Annotated in this window: 18 protein-coding genes and 1 riboswitch; of the genes, 7 read left to right on the top strand and 11 right to left on the bottom strand. The window is 66.4% G+C overall.

Annotated elements, in window-relative coordinates; all coding sequences use genetic code 11:
* Positions 1-174: 174 nt before the first annotated feature.
* A riboswitch (glycine riboswitch) is annotated at positions 175-277 on the top strand.
* A gap of 62 nt (positions 278-339) precedes the next feature.
* A complete protein-coding gene (gene gcvP, locus PEM_RS12430) occupies positions 340-3,207 on the top strand; it encodes an aminomethyl-transferring glycine dehydrogenase (protein WP_111128973.1) in 2,868 nt (955 codons plus the stop codon).
* Between the two features lie 91 nt (positions 3,208-3,298).
* On the opposite strand, the gene PEM_RS12435 is transcribed toward gcvP, so the two are convergent.
* From PEM_RS12435 to PEM_RS12445, 3 genes are all read right to left on the bottom strand, one after another.
* Positions 3,299-3,709 (bottom strand): VOC family protein, encoded by a 411-nt coding sequence (locus tag PEM_RS12435; RefSeq protein WP_005418291.1) that lies wholly within the window; start codon positions 3,707-3,709, stop codon positions 3,299-3,301.
* Positions 3,710-3,895: 186 nt separating this feature from the next.
* Positions 3,896-5,263, bottom strand: a complete 1,368-nt coding sequence (locus PEM_RS12440; protein ID WP_111128972.1) for an amino acid permease — start codon at positions 5,261-5,263, stop codon at positions 3,896-3,898.
* Positions 5,264-5,345: 82 nt separating this feature from the next.
* On the bottom strand, positions 5,346-6,068 hold the full coding sequence (locus PEM_RS12445; protein WP_005418296.1) for an AraC family transcriptional regulator: 723 nt from the start codon (positions 6,066-6,068) through the stop codon (positions 5,346-5,348).
* A gap of 114 nt (positions 6,069-6,182) precedes the next feature.
* Here PEM_RS12445 and PEM_RS12450 point away from each other — a divergent pair, with 114 nt between their 5' ends.
* Together PEM_RS12450 and PEM_RS12455 are read left to right on the top strand one after the other, a co-directional pair.
* The gene (locus PEM_RS12450) at positions 6,183-8,273 is read left to right on the top strand and encodes a catalase (RefSeq protein ID WP_111128970.1); all 2,091 of its coding nucleotides are present in this window, start codon (positions 6,183-6,185) and stop codon (positions 8,271-8,273) included.
* A 22-nt stretch (positions 8,274-8,295) separates the two neighbouring features.
* Positions 8,296-8,700, top strand: coding sequence for a hypothetical protein (locus tag PEM_RS12455; protein WP_111128969.1), 405 nt, complete (start codon positions 8,296-8,298; stop codon positions 8,698-8,700).
* 9 nt (positions 8,701-8,709) lie between these two features.
* On the opposite strand, the gene PEM_RS12460 is transcribed toward PEM_RS12455, so the two are convergent.
* Entirely contained in the window at positions 8,710-9,450 is a 741-nt protein-coding gene (locus PEM_RS12460; RefSeq protein WP_111128967.1) for an alpha/beta hydrolase, read from the bottom strand.
* 251 nt (positions 9,451-9,701) lie between these two features.
* Between PEM_RS12460 and PEM_RS12465 the strand changes: the two genes are divergently transcribed.
* Both PEM_RS12465 and PEM_RS12470 read left to right on the top strand, forming a co-directional pair.
* Positions 9,702-10,130, top strand: a complete 429-nt coding sequence (locus PEM_RS12465; protein ID WP_240431547.1) for a hypothetical protein — start codon at positions 9,702-9,704, stop codon at positions 10,128-10,130.
* A gap of 14 nt (positions 10,131-10,144) precedes the next feature.
* Positions 10,145-10,435: a hypothetical protein gene (locus tag PEM_RS12470; RefSeq protein WP_032954416.1), complete on the top strand. Its 291-nt coding sequence runs from the start codon at positions 10,145-10,147 to the stop codon at positions 10,433-10,435.
* An 89-nt stretch (positions 10,436-10,524) separates the two neighbouring features.
* Here the strand turns inward: PEM_RS12470 and PEM_RS12475 are convergent, their stop codons facing one another.
* On the bottom strand, positions 10,525-12,651 hold the full coding sequence (locus PEM_RS12475; protein ID WP_005418317.1) for a methyl-accepting chemotaxis protein: 2,127 nt from the start codon (positions 12,649-12,651) through the stop codon (positions 10,525-10,527).
* Between the two features lie 233 nt (positions 12,652-12,884).
* On the opposite strand from PEM_RS12475, the gene PEM_RS12480 reads away from it, so the two are divergent.
* Together PEM_RS12480 and PEM_RS12485 are read left to right on the top strand one after the other, a co-directional pair.
* Entirely contained in the window at positions 12,885-13,847 is a 963-nt protein-coding gene (locus PEM_RS12480; RefSeq protein ID WP_111128963.1) for a L,D-transpeptidase, read from the top strand.
* A gap of 4 nt (positions 13,848-13,851) precedes the next feature.
* Positions 13,852-14,499, top strand: a complete 648-nt coding sequence (locus PEM_RS12485; protein ID WP_111128961.1) for a M23 family metallopeptidase — start codon at positions 13,852-13,854, stop codon at positions 14,497-14,499.
* Positions 14,500-14,503: 4 nt separating this feature from the next.
* Here the strand turns inward: PEM_RS12485 and PEM_RS12490 are convergent, their stop codons facing one another.
* The 6 genes from PEM_RS12490 to hflK form a co-directional block, all read right to left on the bottom strand.
* On the bottom strand, positions 14,504-14,929 hold the full coding sequence (locus PEM_RS12490; protein ID WP_162911594.1) for a DUF4259 domain-containing protein: 426 nt from the start codon (positions 14,927-14,929) through the stop codon (positions 14,504-14,506).
* 445 nt (positions 14,930-15,374) lie between these two features.
* On the bottom strand, positions 15,375-16,013 hold the full coding sequence (locus PEM_RS12495; RefSeq protein ID WP_005418324.1) for a hypothetical protein: 639 nt from the start codon (positions 16,011-16,013) through the stop codon (positions 15,375-15,377).
* 132 nt (positions 16,014-16,145) lie between these two features.
* Positions 16,146-17,438, bottom strand: coding sequence for an adenylosuccinate synthase (locus PEM_RS12500; protein ID WP_005418326.1), 1,293 nt, complete (start codon positions 17,436-17,438; stop codon positions 16,146-16,148).
* A 274-nt stretch (positions 17,439-17,712) separates the two neighbouring features.
* A complete protein-coding gene (locus PEM_RS12505) occupies positions 17,713-17,898 on the bottom strand; it encodes a DUF2065 family protein (protein ID WP_005418333.1) in 186 nt (61 codons plus the stop codon).
* Between the two features lie 67 nt (positions 17,899-17,965).
* Complete coding sequence (locus PEM_RS12510) at positions 17,966-18,829, bottom strand: protease modulator HflC (protein WP_005414169.1); 864 nt, start codon at positions 18,827-18,829, stop codon at positions 17,966-17,968.
* Complete coding sequence (gene hflK, locus PEM_RS12515; RefSeq protein ID WP_005418335.1) at positions 18,826-19,959, bottom strand: FtsH protease activity modulator HflK; 1,134 nt, start codon at positions 19,957-19,959, stop codon at positions 18,826-18,828. The genes PEM_RS12510 and hflK overlap by 4 nt, the downstream gene beginning before the upstream one ends.
* Between the last annotated feature and the right edge of the window lie 58 nt (positions 19,960-20,017).

Here is a 20,017-nt window from a genome sequence, read left to right on the forward strand (position 1 = left end):
CAGCGATGCACAAAACGCACGTCCGGGCCATCGGCCATTCAGGCGCAGCGGCCAGGCCCGTAGACGGCCAGCGGGCCCGCAACGGGCTATAATCGGCGGGCAACACGGTGGGAGAAGCGGAACACCGCTGCCGAAGGCGCAACGCCCGTAATCGCTCAGGCCCGATACCACCCGTAACAGAACTCTGGAGAGACCGGTTCGATCCGGCGCCGAAGGGGCACGAAGCCGCGGTTTTCCGCGCTTCCAAACTCTCAGGCAAAAGGACAGAGGGGCGCCCCGCAGACCGCCGACCGGCGGCTTGTGCCCGTGCGTGTGCCCTTTCCTGACGGATCCTTCGCCATGTCCCAGAACACCCCTTCCCTGCGTGAGCTCGAGCACCACAATGCGTTCGTCGAGCGCCACATCGGCCCCAACGATGCCGAGATCGCGCAGATGCTCGACGTCGTCGGCCACGCGTCGCTGGATGCGATGACCGATGCCATCGTGCCGGCCAAGATCAAGTCGCCGGCGCCGCTGGCGCTGCCGGAGTCGATGACCGAAGTGCAGGCACTGGCGAAGATCCGCGCGATCGCCGACAAGAACACCGTGCTGCGCAGCTTCATCGGCCAGGGCTACTACGGTACCCACACCCCGAACGTGATCCTGCGCAACATCCTGGAAAACCCGGCCTGGTACACCGCCTACACCCCGTACCAGGCCGAGATCTCGCAGGGCCGCATGGAAGCGCTGATCAACTTCCAGACCCTGTGCGCCGACCTGACCGGCATGGAGATCGCCAACGCCTCGCTGCTGGACGAAGCCACCGCCGCCGCTGAAGCGATGACCCTGGCCAAGCGTTCGGCCAAGTCGAAGTCGGACACCTTCTTCGTGCACGACGCCGTGCACCCGCAGACCCTGGAACTGCTGCGTACCCGCGCTGAACCGATGGGTATCGTGCTGCGCGTCGGCACCCCGGCCGAAGCACTGGAAGCGGAAGCCTTTGGCCTGCTGCTGCAGTACCCGGACACCTTCGGCCAGGTCGGCGACTACAGGGCGCTGGTCGATGCCGTGCACGCGCGCGGCGGCCTGGTGGCCGTGGCCACCGACCTGCTGGCACTGACCCTGCTGGCCGCCCCGGGCGAATGGGGCGCGGACATCGTGGTCGGCAACAGCCAGCGTTTCGGCGTGCCATTCGGTTTCGGTGGCCCGCACGCCGCGTTCATGGCCTGCCGTGACGCCTACAAGCGCTCGATGCCGGGCCGCCTGATCGGCGTTTCGGTCGATGCCCAGGGCAACCCGGCCTACCGCCTGACCCTGCAGACCCGCGAGCAGCACATCCGCCGCGAGAAGGCGACGTCGAACATCTGTACCGCACAGGTGCTGCTGGCGGTGATGGCCTCGATGTATGCGGTCTACCACGGCCCGGAAGGCCTGACCCGCATCGCCCGGCGCACCCACCGCCTGGCCTCGATCCTGGCTGCGGCACTGCGCAACGCCGGCGTGCAGGTCGGTGGCGACTTCTTCGACACCCTGCACATCACCGGCGTGCATGCCGATGAGATCCACGCCAAGGCACGCGTCGCCGGTTACAACCTGCGCGCGATCGACAGCGACTCGGTCGGCATCAGCCTGGACGAGACCGCCACCCGCGCCGACGTGGTCGCGCTGGCCGCCGTGTTCGGCGCGCAGGCTGACGTCGAGGCGCTGGACGCCAGCACCGCCGACGCGCTGCCGGCGGGCCTGCTGCGCCAGTCGGCGTTCCTGACCCACCCGGTGTTCAACACCCACCACAGCGAGCACGAACTGCTGCGCTACCTGCGTTCGCTGGCCGACAAGGACCTGGCGATGGACCGCACGATGATCCCGCTGGGCTCGTGCACCATGAAGCTCAACGCCACCGCCGAGATGATCCCGGTGACCTGGCCGGAGTTCTCGCAGATCCACCCGCTGGTGCCGGCCGACCAGGCGCTGGGCTACAAGGAACTGATCGACACGCTGGAAGCGATGCTGGTCGAATGCACCGGCTACGACGCGGTCAGCCTGCAGCCGAACTCCGGCGCGCAGGGCGAGTACGCCGGCCTGCTGGCGATCCGTGCCTACCACCGCTCGCGCGGCGAAGGCCACCGCGACATCTGCCTGATCCCGGACTCGGCGCACGGCACCAACCCGGCCTCGGCGCAGATGTGCGGCATGAAGGTCGTGGTGACCAAGACCGATGCCAACGGCAACGTCGACGTCGAGGACATCCGCCTCAACGCCGAGAAGTACAGCGACCGCCTGGCCGCGATCATGATGACCTACCCGTCCACGCACGGCGTGTTCGAGGAAGAGGTGGTCGAGATCTGCGAGATCATCCACAAGCACGGCGGCCAGGTGTACACCGACGGCGCCAACATGAACGCCCTGGTCGGCGTGGCCAAGCCGGGCAAGTGGGGTTCGGACGTTTCGCACCTGAACCTGCACAAGACCTTCTGCATCCCGCACGGCGGTGGTGGCCCGGGCGTGGGCCCGTGCGCGGTCAAGGAGCACCTGGCCCCGTTCCTGCCGGGCAAGCTGGGTGACAACGGCCCGGTCGGCATGGTCAGCGCGGCCAGCTTCGGCAGTGCTTCGATCCTGCCGATCAGCTGGATGTACATCGCGATGATGGGCCGCGAAGGCCTGCGCAAGGCCACCCAGGTCGCGCAGCTCAACGCCAACTACATTGCCAAGCGCCTGGCTCCGCACTTCAAGACCCTGTACACCGGCCGTAACGGCCTGGTGGCGCACGAGTGCATCCTGGACGTGCGCCCGCTGGAGAAGACCAGCGGCATCGGTGCCGAGGACGTCGCCAAGCGCCTGATCGACTTCGGCTTCCACGCCCCGACCCTGAGCTTCCCGGTGGCCGGCACGCTGATGGTCGAGCCAACCGAGAGCGAGTCGCTGCACGAGCTGGACCGTTTCATCAACGCGATGATCCAGATCCGAGAGGAAATCAGCGCGATCGAAGACGGTCGCCTGGACCGCGAGGACAACCCGCTGAAGAACGCCCCGCACACCGCCACCGCGGTGACCGCCAGCGAGTGGACCCACGCCTACCCGCGCGAACTGGCTGCCTTCCCGCTGGCCAGCCTGAAGCAGAGCAAGTACTGGCCGCCGGTGGCACGCGTCGACAACGTGTACGGCGACAAGAACGTGATGTGCGCCTGCATCCCGGTCGATGCCTACAAGGATGATGAAGTCGAGGCTTGATTCCTCACTGCATCGATAAAGAAAACGGCCCGCGCAAGCGGGCCGTTTTCATGAGGGCGTGTGGACAGGGTCCACACCCACAATTACCCGATCACGGGTCCGGCATCTGCCCCAGGCTCAGCTGCCACGACACCCCGAAGCGGTCCTGCACCCAGCCGTAGCGATTGCTGAAGTCGTAATCACCCACCGGCATCAGCCAATGGCCGCCCTCGCCCAGCACACGTGCCGCACGTTCGAACTGCTCGGCACCGGAACACTCGACGAACAACGAGATCGACGGCGAGAAGGTGAAATCGTGCACGTCCAGGCTGTCAAAGCACAGGTAATGCGTGCCACCGAGCAGGAAGATCGCCTGGCGGACCTGGCCGGGCACGCCGGCGCCGGCCCCCTCGGGGTGGCGTTGCAGGGCCAGCAGGCGGAAATCGGCGAAGGCTTCGGCGTACAGGGCCAGGGCGGCCTCGGCCTGGCCGGTGAACATCAGGAAGGGACGGCTGCGCAGCATGCGGTACTCCTGGTCGACGGGCCGCTGGCGGCCCACGCGATCAGGATGGCACGGCGGATGTATGCCTGCTGTAGAGCCGAGCCCGCGCTCGGCTGGCGGCCACGCGAACAGCAGCCGACCACAGGATCGGCTCTACAGAAACCACGGCAACCGCGGCCGACCGTAGGTTGGGTTCTACAGCGGCAGTCACGCCTGGCGCATGCGCCGTGCGATGGCGCTGCCGGCCGCGATCGTGGCGGTCAGCGCCACCATCGACAGGAACTGCAGGCGGGTGTGCGCCTCGCTCAGCAGCAGGCCGAAGATCAGCGCCAGGATTGCCAGCGCGCACACCGTCAGCCATGGGAAACCGGCCATGCGGAACGGCAGGCGGGTGCCTAGCCGGTCGGCGCGTCGGCGCAACACCAGCTGCGAGACCAGCGACAACGTCCACACCAGCAGGCAGGTGGAACCGACGATGTTGAGCAGTACCGGCAGCACCCGGTCCGGGAACAGCAGTTCCATCACCGTCGCAGCGAAACCGAACAGCACGCTGGCCAGCACGGCGATGACCGGCACCTGCCGCGGATCGGTCCAGCCCAGCACGGCCGGCGCTTCGCGGCGCTGCGCCAGCGAATACATCATGCGCGAGGCGCCGTAGAGGTTGGCATTGAGTGCCGACAGCAGCGCGATCACCGCGATCAGGGTGATCGCAGTGCCGGCGCCCGGAATGCGCGCGATGTCCAGCACGGCGGCAAAGGGCGACTTCAGTGCTTCGCTGGTCCAGGGCACCACGGCGATGATCACGCTCAGCGAGCCGATGTAGAACACCAGGATGCGCCAGGCCACGGTACGGATGGCACGGGCGATGCTGCGTTCGGGATCTTCGGTTTCGGCCGCCGCAACGGCGACGATTTCGGTGCCGCCGAAGGCAAAAACGACAACCAGCAGCGCCGCACCGATCCCGGCCAGGCCCTTCGGTGCGAAACCGCCGTGTCCGGTGAAGTTGCTCAGGCCAGGTGAGGTGACCTGCGGCAGCCAGCCCATCAGCAGTGCCACGCCGATGGCAATGAAGGCCAGGATCGCCGCCACTTTCAGGATGGCGAACCAGAATTCGAACTCGCCGAAGTTCTTCACCCCGAGCAGGTTGATCGCAGTGAAGAACAGCATGAAGGCCAACGCAGCCATCGGTACCGGCACCACCGGCCAGACCGTGGCAAGCAACCCGGCCGCACCGACCGCCTCGGCGGCGATCACGATCACCAGCTGCACCCACCACAACCAGCCGACCGTGGCGCCAGCGGTGGCACCCATGGCATCGGCGGCGTACACCGAGAACGCGCCGCTGGTCGGTTTGGCCGCCGCCATCTCGCCCAGTGCGTTCATCACGATGATCACCAGCGCGCCTGCGACCAGATACGAGACCAGAACCGCCGGGCCGGCCGCCTGCACACCCACGCCCGAGCCGAGGAACAGGCCGGCGCCGATGGCACTGCCCAGGCCCATCATGATCAGCTGGCGGGGCTTGAGCGAATGCCCGAGGCGGGACGGCGAAGCGGTCGGAATCGAATTGGGCATCGGCGGGGCTGGCGGCGGGCTACAGGGGCGACACCTTACCCTGTCCCAGGCCCGCGGGGATAGGCACAGCGCAGCAGGCGGCTCAGGCCAGTGCGGGCTCGCCGACGTTGCCGCCGATCCGGGCGCGATAGGCGCGCGGCGAGAAACCGGTTTCAGCCTTGAACTTGCGGGTGAAGGCGCTCTGGTCGCTGAAACCGCAGGCCTGGCCGATGCAGGCAATGCTGTCGTCGCCATGCAACAGGTGCATGGCCATCTGGATCCGCAGCCGGGTCAGCACCTGCTGCGGGGTCATCTGGAACACCTTGCGGAAACTGCGCTCCAGCTTGGACAGCGAAAAGCCGGTGATGTCCAGCAGGGTCTGCATGCGCACGTTCTCGGCGTAGTGCGCGTTGAGGTGGGCCAGGGCCAGCCGCAGCTGCTCGTACTGGGCGCCCAGGCTGTCCTTCTGGCCCAGGTCGCGGGAAATGCCGATCAGGCCCTCGATGGCGCCATCGACCAGCAACGGGCGCTTGCAGGTCAGGCACCAGCCCGGTTCGCGGTTGGCGAACAGGTGCAGCTCCATCAGGTTCTCGATCACCTCGCCGGACAGCACGCGGGCGTCCTGGTCGACATAGTCCGCGCTGAGGCCGGTCGGATAGATCTCGGCCGCTGTGCGTCCGATCACGTCCTTGCGCGCGCGCAGGCCCAGCCGTCGCAGCATGGTCTGGTTGACGTGGGTGTACCGCCCCTGGCGGTCCTTGATGAAGAACAGCACGTCCGGGATGGCGTCGAACAGGGCTTCGATGTCGGCGGGCTCGACTCGCATGGGGCAAGCATACCCGAGCCTGCTTTTGCCTGTACGTTCACCTCTGCCGGACCTCGGTTTAACGGGGCTGGTTCCAGCGTCGTGGTTCCTTCTGATGATTCGGAGCCAACGTCAATGGCCGCCAGCAAGCCGACCGGCAAGCGCGCAATCGCCCCTGCCGAAAACCACCGCCGGGGCGACGGCGATGAACTGCACCAGCAGGCCGGGGGCACCCATCCGGTGATGACCACCGATCAGGGCATCCCGGTGGCGGACAACCAGAACTCCCTGCGGCAGGGGCCCCGAGGGCCCACGCTGCTGGAGGACTTCCTCCTGCGCGAGAAGATCACCCACTTCGATCACGAACGCATTCCCGAGCGCATCGTGCACGCACGTGGCAGCGCAGCACACGGCTACTTCGAGCTGACCCGGTCACTGGCCGCCCACACCCGGGCGCGTATCCTGACCGAGGTAGGCGTCAAGACGCCCGTGTTCACCCGTTTCTCGACGGTAGCCGGCGGCGCGGGCTCGGTGGATACACCCCGCGACGTGCGCGGCTTCGCGGTCAAGTTCTATACCAAGGAGGGCAACTGGGATCTGGTTGGCAACAACATTCCGGTGTTCTTCATCCAGGACGCCATGAAATTCCCGGACCTGGTGCATGCGGTGAAGATGGAACCGGACCGTGCGTTTCCGCAGGCCGCCACGGCCCACGACACCTTCTGGGATTTCATCTCGCTGATGCCCGAGTCGATGCACATGATCATGTGGGCGATGAGCGACCGCGCCATACCGCGTTCGCTGCGGATGATCGAAGGCTTCGGTGTGCACAGCTTCCGCCTGCTGAACGAGGCGGGCGAGTCGACCTTCGTCAAGTTCCACTGGCGGCCCAAGCTGGGTATCCAGTCCACGGTCTGGGACGAAGCGTTGAAACTGCAATCGGCTGACAATGACTTCCATCGCCGCGATCTGTTCGAGGCCATCCAGCGCGGTGATTTCCCCGAGTGGGAACTGGCGGTACAGCTGTTCACGGAAGAGAACGCCGAGGCATTTCCGTTCGATCACCTGGATCCGACCAAGATCATCCCTGAATCGCTGGTACCGCTGCAGGTGATCGGGCGCATGGTGCTGGACCGCTGGCCCGACAACTTCTTCGCCCAGACCGAACAGGTGGCGTTCTGCCCGGCCAACGTGCCGCCGGGCATCGATTTCAGCAACGATCCGCTGCTGCAGGGCCGCCTGTTCTCCTACCTGGACACCCAGCTGCTGCGCCTTGGCGGCCCGAACTTCCACCAGATCCCGGTGAATGCTCCGAAGTGCCCGTTTGCCAATCATCAGCGCGATGGCCACATGCAGATGCAGGTGCCCAAGGGCCGCGTGGCCTACGATCCCAGCTCGCTGCAGGACGACACCCCGCGCGAGACACCGGCCGGTTTCCGCAGCCATGCCAGCGCCGACGATGGCCGCAAGGGCCGCACGCGTGCGGAGAGTTTCGCCGACCACTACAGCCAGGCCCGGATGTTCTTCCGCAGCCTTGAAAAGCCGGAGCAGGCGCACCTGGCATCGGCGCTGGTATTCGAGTTGTCCAAGGTGGAAACGCTGAAGGTGCGGGTGCGCACCGTCAGCCACCTGCGCAACATCGACGAATCGCTGGCCCGGCGCGTGGCCGATGGTCTGGCGTTGCCTGCACTGCCCGACGCGGCGCCGACTGCTACCCCGGTGCGGGACATGCCCCCCGCTCCCGAGGTGCGCGTGATCGGGCGCAACAAGCCCATCCTGCAGGGTCGCTGCATCGGCGTCCTGTTCGATGAGGGCTCCGATGCCCGCGTGATCGCCAGCCTGAGCAAGGCAGCTCGGAAGGCAGGTGCGGAGGTGAAGCTGGTGGCACCAAAAGTGGGAGGCGCCACGCTGAGCGATGGGGCGATGCAGGCGGCGGATGGGCAACTGGCGGGCACGCCATCGGCTGTGTTCGATGCGGTGGCCGTGGTGCTGAGCCCGGAAGCCGCGAAGGCCTTGTCGAAAGAGAGTGCAGCCGTCGAATTCGTCAGCCAGGCGTGGGCGCACCTGAAGGCCATCGCCAGCGACGCAGGCGGCCAGACGCTGCTGAAGGCGGCGCGGGTCGGCAACGATGCCGGCATCGTCGAAGCGGAAGACGCCAAGGCCTTCCTGGCGGCGGCCGCCACCCGCCAATGGGCGCGTGAACCGAAGCTGCGCCTGCTGGCCTGACTACTACGACAGGAGATCCGTCATGCCCCGTGGTGACAAATCCGCATATACCGAGAAACAGAAGCGCCAGGCCGAGCACATCGAGGACAGCGAGCGCGAGCGCGGCGCGAGTGAAGGCACCGCCGAGCGCATCGCCTGGGCCACCGTGAACAAGCAGGACGGTGGCGGCAAACGTAGCGGCAGCGCGCGCAAGGGCACGAAGAAGGCGGCGAGCAAGAAGGCGCCTGCGAAGAAGGCGGCGGCAAAGAAGGCACCGGCTCGTAAGACCGCCACCAAGAAGGCCGCAAAGAAGACAGCGGTCAAGAAGGCCGGTACAGCCGCCTCGCGCAGTGCTGCAGCGAAGAAGGCGGCCAAGACCCGTGCGGCGAAGAAGACAGTGCGCAAGGTGGCGGCCAGGAAAGCGGCACGTACCCGCGCCCGCAATTGAGCGCATCGTTCAACGCGGCAACGTCCTCATCCACGCGGCCACTTCGGCTGCAGCTGCGTCGGCACGCGCCTGCAGCAGCAGATGTGGCCCCTCCAACGACACATGGCGGGCATCGGGCAACAGGGCCTGCAGCTCGGCCACGCTGGGCGGCCACAGCAGGCGGTCGTGGCACGCGTGCAGGCACAGCGTCGGCACCTGGATTGCTGGCAGCAATGCACGCACGTCGACCCGCAGGGTCGCTGCGGCGCGTTGCCGCAACGTGCTCGTCGGAGTCCTGGCCAACGCTTCGCGCAGCATCGACGTGTGCCCGCGGGTGTACCACGGCCCCAGCAACAGGCGCGCCAGCAATGCCACGGGAGGCAGCGGCCAGGCCGGCGACAGCAGGGCTGCGCTGGCTGCCGGCAGTGGCACCGGCCGACGCGCAAAGGTCGCTGCAAGCACCAGTCCGCGCAGCCCGGTGGGATGGCGCGTGGCCAGTTCAACAGCCAACGGGCCCGAGAAAGACTCGGCGAGCAGGATGAAGGGACGACTGGGCAGCTGCGACCACAGCCGTTGGGCAAGCGTGGCGTGATCCTGTGGTCCCTGCGCGGGCAGCGTGATCGCCTGCGTTGTCAGACCGTAAGCCTGGAGTGCCGACAGGAACGGGGGCGACAGCCTGCTGGAGCCATCCAGACCGGGCAGCATCAGCACGTGCTGCGGCGCGGCCGATGCAGGGAAAAAGATCGGCGTTTCCTCGCTCCCGATTCCCATGCCACCTCCTTTGCCGGCAAGCATCACCCACATCGGCAGGCAACGGAACCCCTGCCCAGGCTGTCCTGCTGCTTTGCCGGCCAATGTTGGGCAATACTACCCGCTCTGCCGCGGGACGCGGCTACCCGGGAGAGCCGTTGATGCGATGGACCTGCGCGCTGGCCATGATGGCCATGATGCTGCCACTGAACAGCTCCGCCAGCGATGGTTGGATAAATGGGGATGGCAAGGCGTTGACGGAGACCGATGCCATGAAATCCAGCGGCGGCTTCGCGGCATCGCTGCTGGTCACTTCCGATGCCGACTGGCGGGCCAAGTGGGAGACCCCGCCGGAGACCATTCCCGGCTTCAACGAGGCCAACGAAGTCCACCTGGGCGGTGAGTTGTTCCTGCTGACATTCCTCTCCAACCCGCAACTGGACGAGAACCGCGTACCCAAGGTGCACTGCGATCTGCGCATGCTGCGCCCGGACGGCAGTACCAGTATCGACGAACGCGATGTTCCCTGTTTCACCGCCGCCCTGACCGGCCCGCCAAACCTGCTGTACATGACCAACCTGCACCTGAAGTTCGTCGCCGAGGCCGGTGATCCCAAAGGCACGTGGACTGCGCAGGTGGTGGTCCGGGATCTGCTGCGGAAGGTGAGCCTGCCGCTGCAGGCCCGCTTCGACGTCCGTTGAACCGGGGCATGCGGATGAAGATGCGGCGACTCCTGAGCTGGACCGGTCTTGCGCTTTGCGTGGTCTACCTGCTGTTGACCGCATGGCTGGTTCACGGCGCGCAGTCGGAGGGGGACCCGAAGGGTACCTATATCCTGATGGCGCTCCCCATCACCCTGCAGTCTGCCGCACTCGATGCCATCGGCGCAGGCGGCCTGCTGCGTGGCAAACCCTGGTCGACCGCATATGCAGTGCTGGTTCCGCCGACACTGCTGTTGCTGTACGCAGCCGGCTGGCTGATCGAACGCTCAGCCCGCGGGCGCTAGCCCGCGGCGTCGGTCCGGTGGGGTGCGTCGACGCCCTGCATGCGGGACATCGCAGGCAGGGCGCCATCCAGTATCCAGTTACAGGTCGCTTACGCCGCCCGCGCCGGCATGACCGGCATGCGCGGCCCCTGCTCCAGCTGGAATACCGCCACTGACGTGGTCAGTGCATGCGCCTGTTCTTCCAGCGCGCGGCTCGCGGCAGTGGCTTCTTCCACAAGCGCGGCGTTCTGCTGGGTCACCTGGTCCATCTGCACCACCACCTGGTTGACCTGCTCGATGCCGGCGGCCTGCTCCTTGCTGGCCGCTGCGATGTCGCTCATCAGCTGGGTGGTGCGCGAACTGGCCTGCGCCACGCGTGCGATCGCGGCTTCCGATTCAACGGTCACCGCCAGGCCACTCTTCACCTTGGAAGCGGCGTCCTCGATCAGTTCCTTGATCTCCTTGGCGGCGACACCGGCACGCTGTGCGAGCGTGCGCACTTCGCTGGCGACCACGGCAAAGCCACGGCCCTGCTCGCCTGCACGCGCAGCTTCCACTGCGGCATTCAGCGCCAGGATGTTGGTCTGGAACGCGATGCCGTCGATCACCGTGGAGATTTCCGAGATGCGCGCCGAGGATTGATCGATTTCGCCCATCACCGATGCCATCTGTGCCATCGCCTGCTCGGTCTCGCGCACGGCGGCACCGGCGGCATGCGCTTCGCTGTCGGCCTGACGCGCCAGTTCGGCGTTCTGGCGTACGGTGGAGGTCAGCTCCTCCATCGACGCGGCCGCTTCTTCCAGATTCGCGGCCTGCTGCTCGGTGCGGCGCGACAGGTCGTTGTTGCCGGCGGCCAGTTCCTGGGCCGCGTTGTTGATGCTGTCGGCAGCCACCTGGATGCCGCGGACAATGCCGGTCAGCTGCGCGGTGGTGGTGTTGGCATCGTCGCGCATGCGCGCAAACACGCCGTCGTACTCGCCCTCCATGCGTGCGGTCAGGTCGCCATGCGAGATCGCGCGCAGCACGTCGGAAACATCGGCGATGCTGGCCTGCGAACTGGCCATCATGCCGTTGAGGTGCTCGACCATCGTCTTGAACTGGTACTGGAACGCAGCGGCATCGCCACGCATGCTGAAATCGCCGGCGCGTGCGGCACGGGCCAGTTCATCGATCTGCGCGTTGATCGCCATCAGGCTCTGCTTCACCGCCGCCAGGGTGCGGGTCAGCGTGCCCTTCTCACCCGGGTAGTCCGGCAGGTCGCGGCTGAGGTCACCCATGGCGTAACGCTGCATCACCTCGGCCATCAGCAGTTCCACCTGCACGTGCGATTCGACCAGGCTGTTGGTGGCCTGCACCATGCGGCCGAAATCACCGGGGAACGCACTGGCGTCCATGCGATAGCGGATTGCACCGGCCTCGTGCTGCTCGGCCATCTGCAACTGCGCGCCGATCGCCGCCTGCACACTCTGGCGCACGCTGGCCATCGCCTCGCCCAGCTGGGTCAGCTCGTCGCGGCCACCGAGGCGGAACTCCTGGTCCAGCTGTCCCTTGGACAGGCGCTCGGCCAGGTTCACCGCACGCGCCAGCGGACCGGTCAGGCTGCGCCCGATCATCACCGAGGCACCGATGCCCACCAGCAGTGCGACGCCGCCCAGCACCAGCAGCTGCAGCAGGCTGCGCTCGCCCAGGCGGATCGCCTCGGCGGCAGCCTCACGGCTTTCCTTCTCCTCGAAGTCCACGCCATCGGACAGTGCCTTGTTCCAGCCGTTGGCCGCTTCCTGCACCGGGCCCAGGGTCAGTGCCACGGCACCCGGGTAGTCGCCCTGCTCCATCAGTTCGCTGGTCTGCTTGTTGAGCGGGCGCGCGATGGCACGCTTGGCCGCGATGGTTTCCGCGATGGCCTTGCCCTCCGCATCGCCTGGCAGCGCCTGGTAGGCGGCCCAGCTGGCCTCATAGCGCTTGACCAGATCGGCAATGCGCTTCTCATCGCTGCCGCGGTCTTCGCCCTGGCGGATCAGCATCTCGCGGCGCACCACCATCATCTGGTTGTTGGCGTCGAGCATCTGCGACAACAGGCGCACCTTGGCCACGCTGACGTCGACCACCTGCTGCATCGCGCGCTTCTGCACGACGCTGGCGGTGGCGCCGGTGGCCACTACGGCGGCAACCAGCAGCAGCAACAGGCCAAAGCCCAGCCCAAGACGCCAGGCAACCCTGACGTTCCTCAAGTAGTTCATGGGGGTATCCAAAACGGGGGGATGTGGCCTTATCGGCGGCACGGCAGGCAATCTTGATCGCCGCCCATCGACGGCGTCGGCCACCGTTCACCTTGGTGAGTCCCCGTCCCAGCGGCACCTGCCGGTGCCAGCCGGCCGCAATGACATGCCTGCTCATGCGGGCATCAGATCCCTTTCACGGCGGCTCGGCGCCCCCTGCGGGCAAGGTGGCGGCGTACCTGCTGGAGATCCCAATGCGCTCATCTGTGTCTCGATCCACCCTGCTCGCAATCTCGCTGCTGGCGTCGCCGACCTTCGCGCAGGCGCCGCCGCCCAACCTGCCCGCCCCCATTGCCGAGAAGGCTGGCCCGGACACCGCAGTGCGCTCCGCACTGCATGCCCAGGTGCTGCTGGATCGTGCGAACTTCTCTCCGGGCCAGATTGATGGTGAGGTAGGCAGCAACCAGCGGCGGGCGGTGTCAGGCTTCCAGACGGCACACGGCCTGACCGTAACGGGTGAGCTGGACGACGCCACCTGGAAGGCTCTGCAGGCCGATACGATCACGCCGCTGGCCAGCTACACGCTGACTGCTGAGGATGTCGCCGGCCCGTTCCAGCCGATACCGAAAGGACCCGCCGCCCAAGCCAAGCTGAAATCGCTGGGCTACAGCAGTGTGGAAGAAGCCCTGGGCGAGCGCTTCCACGCGTCCCCAGAGCTGATGAAGATGCTCAATCCCGGCGTGGATCTGACCAGGGCTGGCAGCCGCATCCAGGTCCCCAACATCGCCCCGGCCGCATTGCCGAAGGCCGCCAGGATCGTGGTCGACAAATCCGACTCCACGCTGCAGCTACTGGACGCGCAGGGCAAGCTGATCGCGCAGGTGCCGGTGTCATCCGGCAGCCAGCACGACCCGCTGCCGATCGGCGAATGGAAGATCCTGGGCGTTTACCGCGACCCGCCGTTCCACTACAACCCCAAGCTGTTCTGGGATGCCCGCAAGGGGGAAAAGAAAGCCACGCTGCCGCCCGGCCCGAACAATCCGGTCGGCCGGGTCTGGATCGATCTGTCCAAGCCGCATTACGGCTTGCATGGCACGCCTGAACCCGGCCACGTGGGCAAGACCGAGTCGCATGGCTGCGTACGCATGACCAACTGGGATGCACTGCGCGTGGCCGACGCAGTGGACACCTCGGTGCCTGTCGTGATGCAGGAGTGAGTCGATGCGTCTTTCGCAACTGATCGTGCTGGGTGTTCTGCTGGGATTGGGTGCAGGTTGGTGGCTGCACCGCGAAATGGATGAGCCGGTGACCGACGCGCTGCCGGAAGCGCCATCGACGGTGGCCGCCGCGCCGGTGACGGAACCGTTAGCGCCAGGCGCAACAGCCCCACCCGCCTCCACCGCGCCGCCGGCCGCGCAGGCTGCCGGTGCACCGTCCGGCCTGCTGCTGCCCGTGCAGGGCATCCTGGCCTCGCAGCTGCGCGATACCTTCACCGATGCACGCAGCGAGGGCCGCGTACACGATGCCATCGACATCATGGCCGATGCAGGTACGCCGGTACTGGCGGTGGCCGATGGCACGGTGGAAAAACTGTTCGACAGCGAGCGCGGTGGACTGACGATCTACCAGTTCGAGCCCAGCGGGCATTGGTGCTACTACTACGCGCACCTGCAGCGCTACGCCGATGGCCTGGCCGAGAAGCAGGTGATCAAGCGCGGCGAGGTGATCGGTTATGTAGGCAGCACCGGCAACGCCAGTGCCGACGCGCCGCATCTGCATTTTGAGGTACACGTGCTGGGGCCGGAGAGGCAGTGGTGGAAGGGGGAATCGATCAACCCCTACCCATTGCTGCGAGCAGCCGGACGCTGACGCGTCAGCCGATCACGCTGCATGCGGCGCGCAGGCCTTCCTGCAGCCTGTTCACTTCGGCCATCCATTCGTCCAACGAGTCGGATTCCTCTTTCAATTCCCGCAGTTCACAGTCCTCGGCCTGTACACGCTGGACAGCGAGTTGTGCAAGCAACAACATCGCTGACGATGGCACCTGATTGCATGCCCTGACCCAAGCGAGTAACGCTTCTTCCTCGGCAATGGCAGCCGTCGGCTGGCCCAACAGTGCCAGCACCACCTCTGCAGCCGCGACCGCCCTGCCCGCTTCAGGTGCCTCTAGGTAATCATTGGGGTTGATAGCCGCGCGCAGCGCTTCCTCCACTATCGAGAGATCCGTGCATTCCGTCAGATCGCAGGCCAGATCGCAGGCATCGTCATTATCAAATGAACCGTGTCCCCATGCGCCCATGTGACTGCTCCTAATTGGCAGGCAGATACCGTGCAGGACCCGCACGGTAGTCATCCATCATGTTGCTGGCGACGAGTCTCCGCCAGCGCAAGCTGCATGCAAGACGCCATGCGTGGCGGCAGCCATTGGCACGCGGCGATCCCCGACAGACTCCCGCCTGTCGTCCCGTGTTGATTTAAGGTGAAAAGCGACAAGATCCTGTTCAGACCGATGAAGCGCCGTGGTCGCGTAGAGACTGGATTCTCCGCAACCAACAGTGCCGCGCGCACTGCAGCGACGCTCCACCCGCGCATGAAGACCAACGGCAGGTCGATGCGGCTGAATTGAACCGCCCTTTGACGTCAGCGCAGAAGGACCGGCGGGTTGTTACCCGGTATGGGCATGATCCTACCCCTCTCGGGCAAGTTTCCGGTGATCCATGAGTGCCACCACACTGGGTCTGGCACTACCTCGCGGGAGTGCGGCGCTGCCAGCGCCGCAAGGTGAACGTGAACACCGCCAAGGCAGCCCCCGGAATCAGCAGGAACAGCGCCGCCACCTTCCAGAAGAAGAACGGCCACAGCCAGACGTAGTCCAGGTCGGTCAGCTTCAGTAGATTCAAGGGTGGCTGCAGCTCGATGTCTGCCGCGCGCCCCTCGAGCGCAGGGTCCACCTCCAGCACGGTTACCCGCAGCCATGAACGGCCACGTGGCAATGCATCGCCGCGGCCATAACCAAAGTAGGACGCCATGAGGCCGCTGGATTCAACCGATGCCAGTCTGCGGTTGATGCCCTGCCCGGCCACTCCCGAACGCTCTTCTGCGCGGAAGTCTCCATGATCGGTGGGAGTATCGATGCGCAGCAGCACTTCAGGGTCAGCCTCAGTACCGTCCGCGGCATACCGCAGTCGCAGCCGCAGTGGGTCATCGATGAGGCGGTAGACCGTCACCTCAGCCGTCGCGCCCGGGCTCAGCAGCAGCGGCAGGGTCTGGGTGCGCGAGGCCAGATGATTGGCGATGGCGCCCAGCGCCAGCACCACGCAGGCGACGCCCCACAGGCTCCACAACACCCACAGGGTGATCCGCACCACGGTCTCGCCTTTCACGCTGGCATCCTGGTCATCGCTTCGCTTCCTTGCCGGCACTGGACTGGCGACAAAGTAACGAAAAAGCCCCGCGTTCGCGGGGCTTCTTCCTTCTGCGACGCCAGGCAGGGCCCAGCGCTACCGGTCTCTCACTCAGGCAAACGGATCCTGCAGGACCATGGTGTGGTCGCGGTCCGGGCCGGTCGAAACGATGCTGATCGGGCAGCCGGCCAGTTCTTCCAGCGAACGCAGGTAGGCGCGTGCCGCCGGCGGCAGCTCGTCCCACTGGGTGATGCCGTGGGTGTTCTCGCTCCAGCCCGGGAACTCCAGGTACACCGGGGTGCACTCTTCCCAGCCCTGCGCATCCAGCGGAGCATATTCGGTGCGCTTGCCGTTGTATTCGTAGGCGATGCAGACCTTCAGCTTTTCCATGCCATCGAGCACGTCCAGCTTGGTGATGCACAGGCCGCTGATGCCGTTGATGGCCACGGCGCGCTTCAGTGCGACGATGTCCATCCAGCCGCAGCGACGCGGGCGGCCGGTCGAGGCACCGTACTCAGCGCCGCGGTCACGAATGCCCTGGCCGACTTCGTCGTCCAGTTCGGTCGGGAACGGGCCACCGCCGACGCGGGTGGCGTAGGCCTTGGCGATGCCCAGCACGTAGTCGATCGAATCGGCGCCAACGCCGGAACCGGCCAGCGCGCCACCGACGGTGGTGTTGGAGCTGGTGACGTACGGGTAGGTGCCGTGGTCGATGTCCAGCAGCGCACCCTGCGCGCCTTCGAACAGCACGCGCTTACCCTGCTTGCGCAGGTCGTGCAGGATGCCGGCCACGTCGGACTTCATCGGCTGCACGTATTCGCCGAAGGCCAGCGCCTCGTCGAAGGTCTTCTGGAAGTCGACCGCATCGGTGTTCAGATACTTGGTCAGCACGAAGTTGTGGTAATCCAGCGCGGTGCGCAGCAGTTCTTCCAGCTGCTTCGGGTAATGCAGGTCGGCGATGCGGATGCCGCGACGCGCCACCTTGTCTTCGTAGGCCGGGCCGATGCCACGGCCGGTGGTGCCGATCGCCTTGCCACCGGCAGCGCGTTCGCGCGCCTGGTCCAGGGCGATGTGGTACGGCATGATCAGCGGCGCGGCCGGGGAGATCTTCAGGCGCGAACGTACTTCCACGCCGGAGGCTTCCAGCTCGGCGATTTCCTTCTGCAGCGCGGCCGGCGAGATCACCACGCCGTTGCCGATCAGGCACAGCGCGTCGTCACGCAGGATGCCCGACGGGATCAGGTGCAGGACGGTCTTCTTGCCGTTGATGACCAGGGTGTGGCCGGCATTGTGGCCACCCTGGAAGCGCACGACGGCGCCGATTTCCTCAGTGAGCAGATCGACGATCTTGCCCTTGCCTTCATCGCCCCACTGGGCACCCAACACTACGACAGACTGACCCATGACGGGCTCCTCGATTTGTTGCGGCCATCGGGGCCGCGGACGGGTAAACCGTGGCGGGGCTGGCCAGCACCTGGAGGGCGGCTCCAGACGGGGAGCGGCCGGCGATGGAAGGCCCAGACACGGAAAAAGCCGAACGGGGAGGCCCGTCCGGCTTTTGTGCATTATCCGGGTTTCCGGGGTCCGCTGCCACCTTTCCGACGGACGGCTTCACCGGCCGGTCAGGGGACCGAAATGGGGTCAGATCCCTTTCCTGCGGAAAGGGATCTGACCCCTGCTAATGCCTCACCCACCACAGCAGGCCCAGGCCGGCCAGCAGCACCAGCCCGCCGAAGCTGCGCAGGGCCGGGCTGGGCAGGTCCAGCAGGCGCTCGGCCATGCGCTTCCAGGCGAACGGCGCCACGAACAGGAACAGGCCTTCCAGCACCGCGACCAGGCAGACGGCGGCGAACAGATCTTTCATGGGGAACTCCGGAAAAAGCACGGGGCCCGGCGTCTGGCCGGGCCCCGTGGGGTAGTGCCCTGCGACCTCAGCGGTCGTTCTTCAGGTACTGCAGGAACGGGTCGTTCTTGTCGAGCACGATCACGCCATTGCCGTCGGTCATGGAGCCACGGTAGGCCTCCAGGCTGCGGTAGAACGCATAGAACGACGGATCAGCCGAGCCAGCCTTGCCGTAGATGCGGGCCGCCTCGGCATCGCCTTCACCGCGCAGGCGCTGTGCATCACGCTCGGCCTCGGCGATCAGCACGGTGCTGTCGCGGTCGGCCTGGGCACGGATGGTCAGCGACTGCTCCTCGCCCTCCGCACGCAGCTTGGCCGCTTCCTGCTTGCGCTGGGCGCGCATGCGCTCGTACACGTCGTTGATCACCTGGCTGTCAGTCGGCAGGTCCACCTGCTTGATGCGCAGGTCGATCATCTGCATGCCGAGGCCGGCCACCGCCTCGTTGATCCCCTTCAGCTGCTCGGCGATCAGCTCGCTGCGGTCGCCGGACACCAGCTGCTGCAGGGTGCGCGAGTTGATCTGGTTGCGCAGCGAGTCGGTGATGATCGGTGCCAGGCGGGCATTGGCGATGCGCGGATCGCCGCCGGTGGCACGGAAGTAGTCACCTACGTTGGAGATGTAGCCGATGGCGAAGAAGTCGACGCTGACGTCCTTCTGCTCGGCGGTGAAGTAGCGCGCCGGCGCGGTGTCGAGCACCTGGAAGCGGCGGTCGAAGACCTTCACCGTTTCCACCACCGGCACCTTGAAATGCAGGCCCGGCTTGATGTCCGAACGCACCACCTTGCCCAGGTTCAGCACCATGGCGGTCTGGTCCTCACGGACCACGTACACCGAGCCGAGCAGGCCCAGCACCACCGCCACGATCACGGCGATCCAGATAGGACTCTTCATCGGCTGCCCTCCTCACGGCCGCTCGGTCGCCCGGTCGGGCGGCCCACCGGCCGGCCCGGATCACGGGAAGCTTCCACCGCTGCACCCGGCAGCGACGGCATCACCACGTCCGGGTTCGCCACTGCGGCCGGGGCCGAGGTGGTGGGACGGGTATCGCCAGTCATCGGCACGTAGATCAGCTGGCGGCCATCGCCGCCGATCACCTTGCGGTTCTCGCTCAGCACCTGCTGCACGGTCTCCAGCCACAGGCGCTTGCGGGTCACTTCCGGGGCGTCCTTGTACTGGGCCTGCAACAGGCTGAAGCGCTGCGCGTCACCCTCGGCCTTGGACACCACGGCCTGCTTGTAGCCTTCGGCGGTGGTACGGGCGCGCGAGGCCTGGCCCCGGGCTTCCGGCACGACCTTGGCAGCGTAGGCCTGGGCCTCGTTGATCAGGCGTTCCTTGACCTGCTGGGCACCGTTGACCTCGTCAAAGGCCGGCTTCACTTCTTCCGGCGGACGGGCGTCCTGCAGGGTCAGGCCGGTCACGGTCAGGCCGGTCTTGAACGCCTTCAGCAGTGCCTGCAGGCGCTCCTCGGCAGCCACGGCCAGCGGGCCACGGTTGTTCAGTACCGCGTTGAGGTCGGCACGGCCGACTTCCTCGCGCACCGCGCTCTGCGCCGACTGCTCCAGCACCTGGTTGGCATCGACGGTGCCGAACAGGTACTGCTGCGGGTCGTCGATGCGGTACTGGACGTTCAGCGAGACGTTGACGATGTTCTCGTCGCGGGTCAGCACCGGCACCTGGATCGAGAACGTCTTGATCTCGGTGGCGTTGACCTTGGTGACCGATTCGATCGGCCACGGCAGCTTGAAGTTCGGACCGGGCTGCAGGATGCGCGAGAACTGGCCGAAGCGCAGGACCACGCCACGCTGCTGTTCGCCGATCAACTGGAAGCTGGAGAACAGCACCAGCAGCACCACGGCCGCCACCACCCAACGCACGATGCCGCCGTCGAACAGGTCCTTCAGCGGCCCGGGCAAACCGCCCCAGCCACCACCATTGCCACCGCCGCGTGACCCGAACGGCCCGCGTCGATTGTCCTCGGGGCCTTGTCCGCCCTTGTTGCCGCCGGGTGTATTCCAGGCCATGCACGCTCCATCAAGATGTGGGCTGCGGCGCGGGCCCTTCCCGCGGCGCCAGCCGTGA

The sequence above is a fragment of the Stenotrophomonas sp. Pemsol genome (genome assembly GCF_003586545.1).
Taxonomy (GTDB): domain Bacteria; phylum Pseudomonadota; class Gammaproteobacteria; order Xanthomonadales; family Xanthomonadaceae; genus Stenotrophomonas; species Stenotrophomonas sepilia.

Excerpts from the sequence above, each read along its gene's own strand:
- PEM_RS12480 (WP_111128963.1), top strand. The coding sequence starts at position 12,885 with ATGCGCTCATCTGTGTCTCGATCCACCCTGCTCGCAATCTCGCTGCTG.
- PEM_RS12445 (WP_005418296.1), bottom strand. The coding sequence starts at position 6,068 with ATGCGAGTCGAGCCCGCCGACATCGAAGCCCTGTTCGACGCCATCCCG.
- hflK (WP_005418335.1), bottom strand. The coding sequence starts at position 19,959 with ATGGCCTGGAATACACCCGGCGGCAACAAGGGCGGACAAGGCCCCGAG.
- PEM_RS12450 (WP_111128970.1), top strand. The coding sequence starts at position 6,183 with ATGGCCGCCAGCAAGCCGACCGGCAAGCGCGCAATCGCCCCTGCCGAA.
- PEM_RS12500 (WP_005418326.1), bottom strand. The coding sequence starts at position 17,438 with ATGGGTCAGTCTGTCGTAGTGTTGGGTGCCCAGTGGGGCGATGAAGGC.
- PEM_RS12475 (WP_005418317.1), bottom strand. The coding sequence starts at position 12,651 with ATGAACTACTTGAGGAACGTCAGGGTTGCCTGGCGTCTTGGGCTGGGC.
- PEM_RS12485 (WP_111128961.1), top strand. The coding sequence starts at position 13,852 with ATGCGTCTTTCGCAACTGATCGTGCTGGGTGTTCTGCTGGGATTGGGT.
- PEM_RS12460 (WP_111128967.1), bottom strand. The coding sequence starts at position 9,450 with ATGGGAATCGGGAGCGAGGAAACGCCGATCTTTTTCCCTGCATCGGCC.
- PEM_RS12440 (WP_111128972.1), bottom strand. The coding sequence starts at position 5,263 with ATGCCCAATTCGATTCCGACCGCTTCGCCGTCCCGCCTCGGGCATTCG.
- PEM_RS12510 (WP_005414169.1), bottom strand. The coding sequence starts at position 18,829 with ATGAAGAGTCCTATCTGGATCGCCGTGATCGTGGCGGTGGTGCTGGGC.
- gcvP (WP_111128973.1), top strand. The coding sequence starts at position 340 with ATGTCCCAGAACACCCCTTCCCTGCGTGAGCTCGAGCACCACAATGCG.
- PEM_RS12490 (WP_162911594.1), bottom strand. The coding sequence starts at position 14,929 with ATGGGCGCATGGGGACACGGTTCATTTGATAATGACGATGCCTGCGAT.
- PEM_RS12455 (WP_111128969.1), top strand. The coding sequence starts at position 8,296 with ATGCCCCGTGGTGACAAATCCGCATATACCGAGAAACAGAAGCGCCAG.
- PEM_RS12465 (WP_240431547.1), top strand. The coding sequence starts at position 9,702 with ATGAAATCCAGCGGCGGCTTCGCGGCATCGCTGCTGGTCACTTCCGAT.
- PEM_RS12435 (WP_005418291.1), bottom strand. The coding sequence starts at position 3,709 with ATGCTGCGCAGCCGTCCCTTCCTGATGTTCACCGGCCAGGCCGAGGCC.
- PEM_RS12505 (WP_005418333.1), bottom strand. The coding sequence starts at position 17,898 with ATGAAAGATCTGTTCGCCGCCGTCTGCCTGGTCGCGGTGCTGGAAGGC.
- PEM_RS12470 (WP_032954416.1), top strand. The coding sequence starts at position 10,145 with ATGAAGATGCGGCGACTCCTGAGCTGGACCGGTCTTGCGCTTTGCGTG.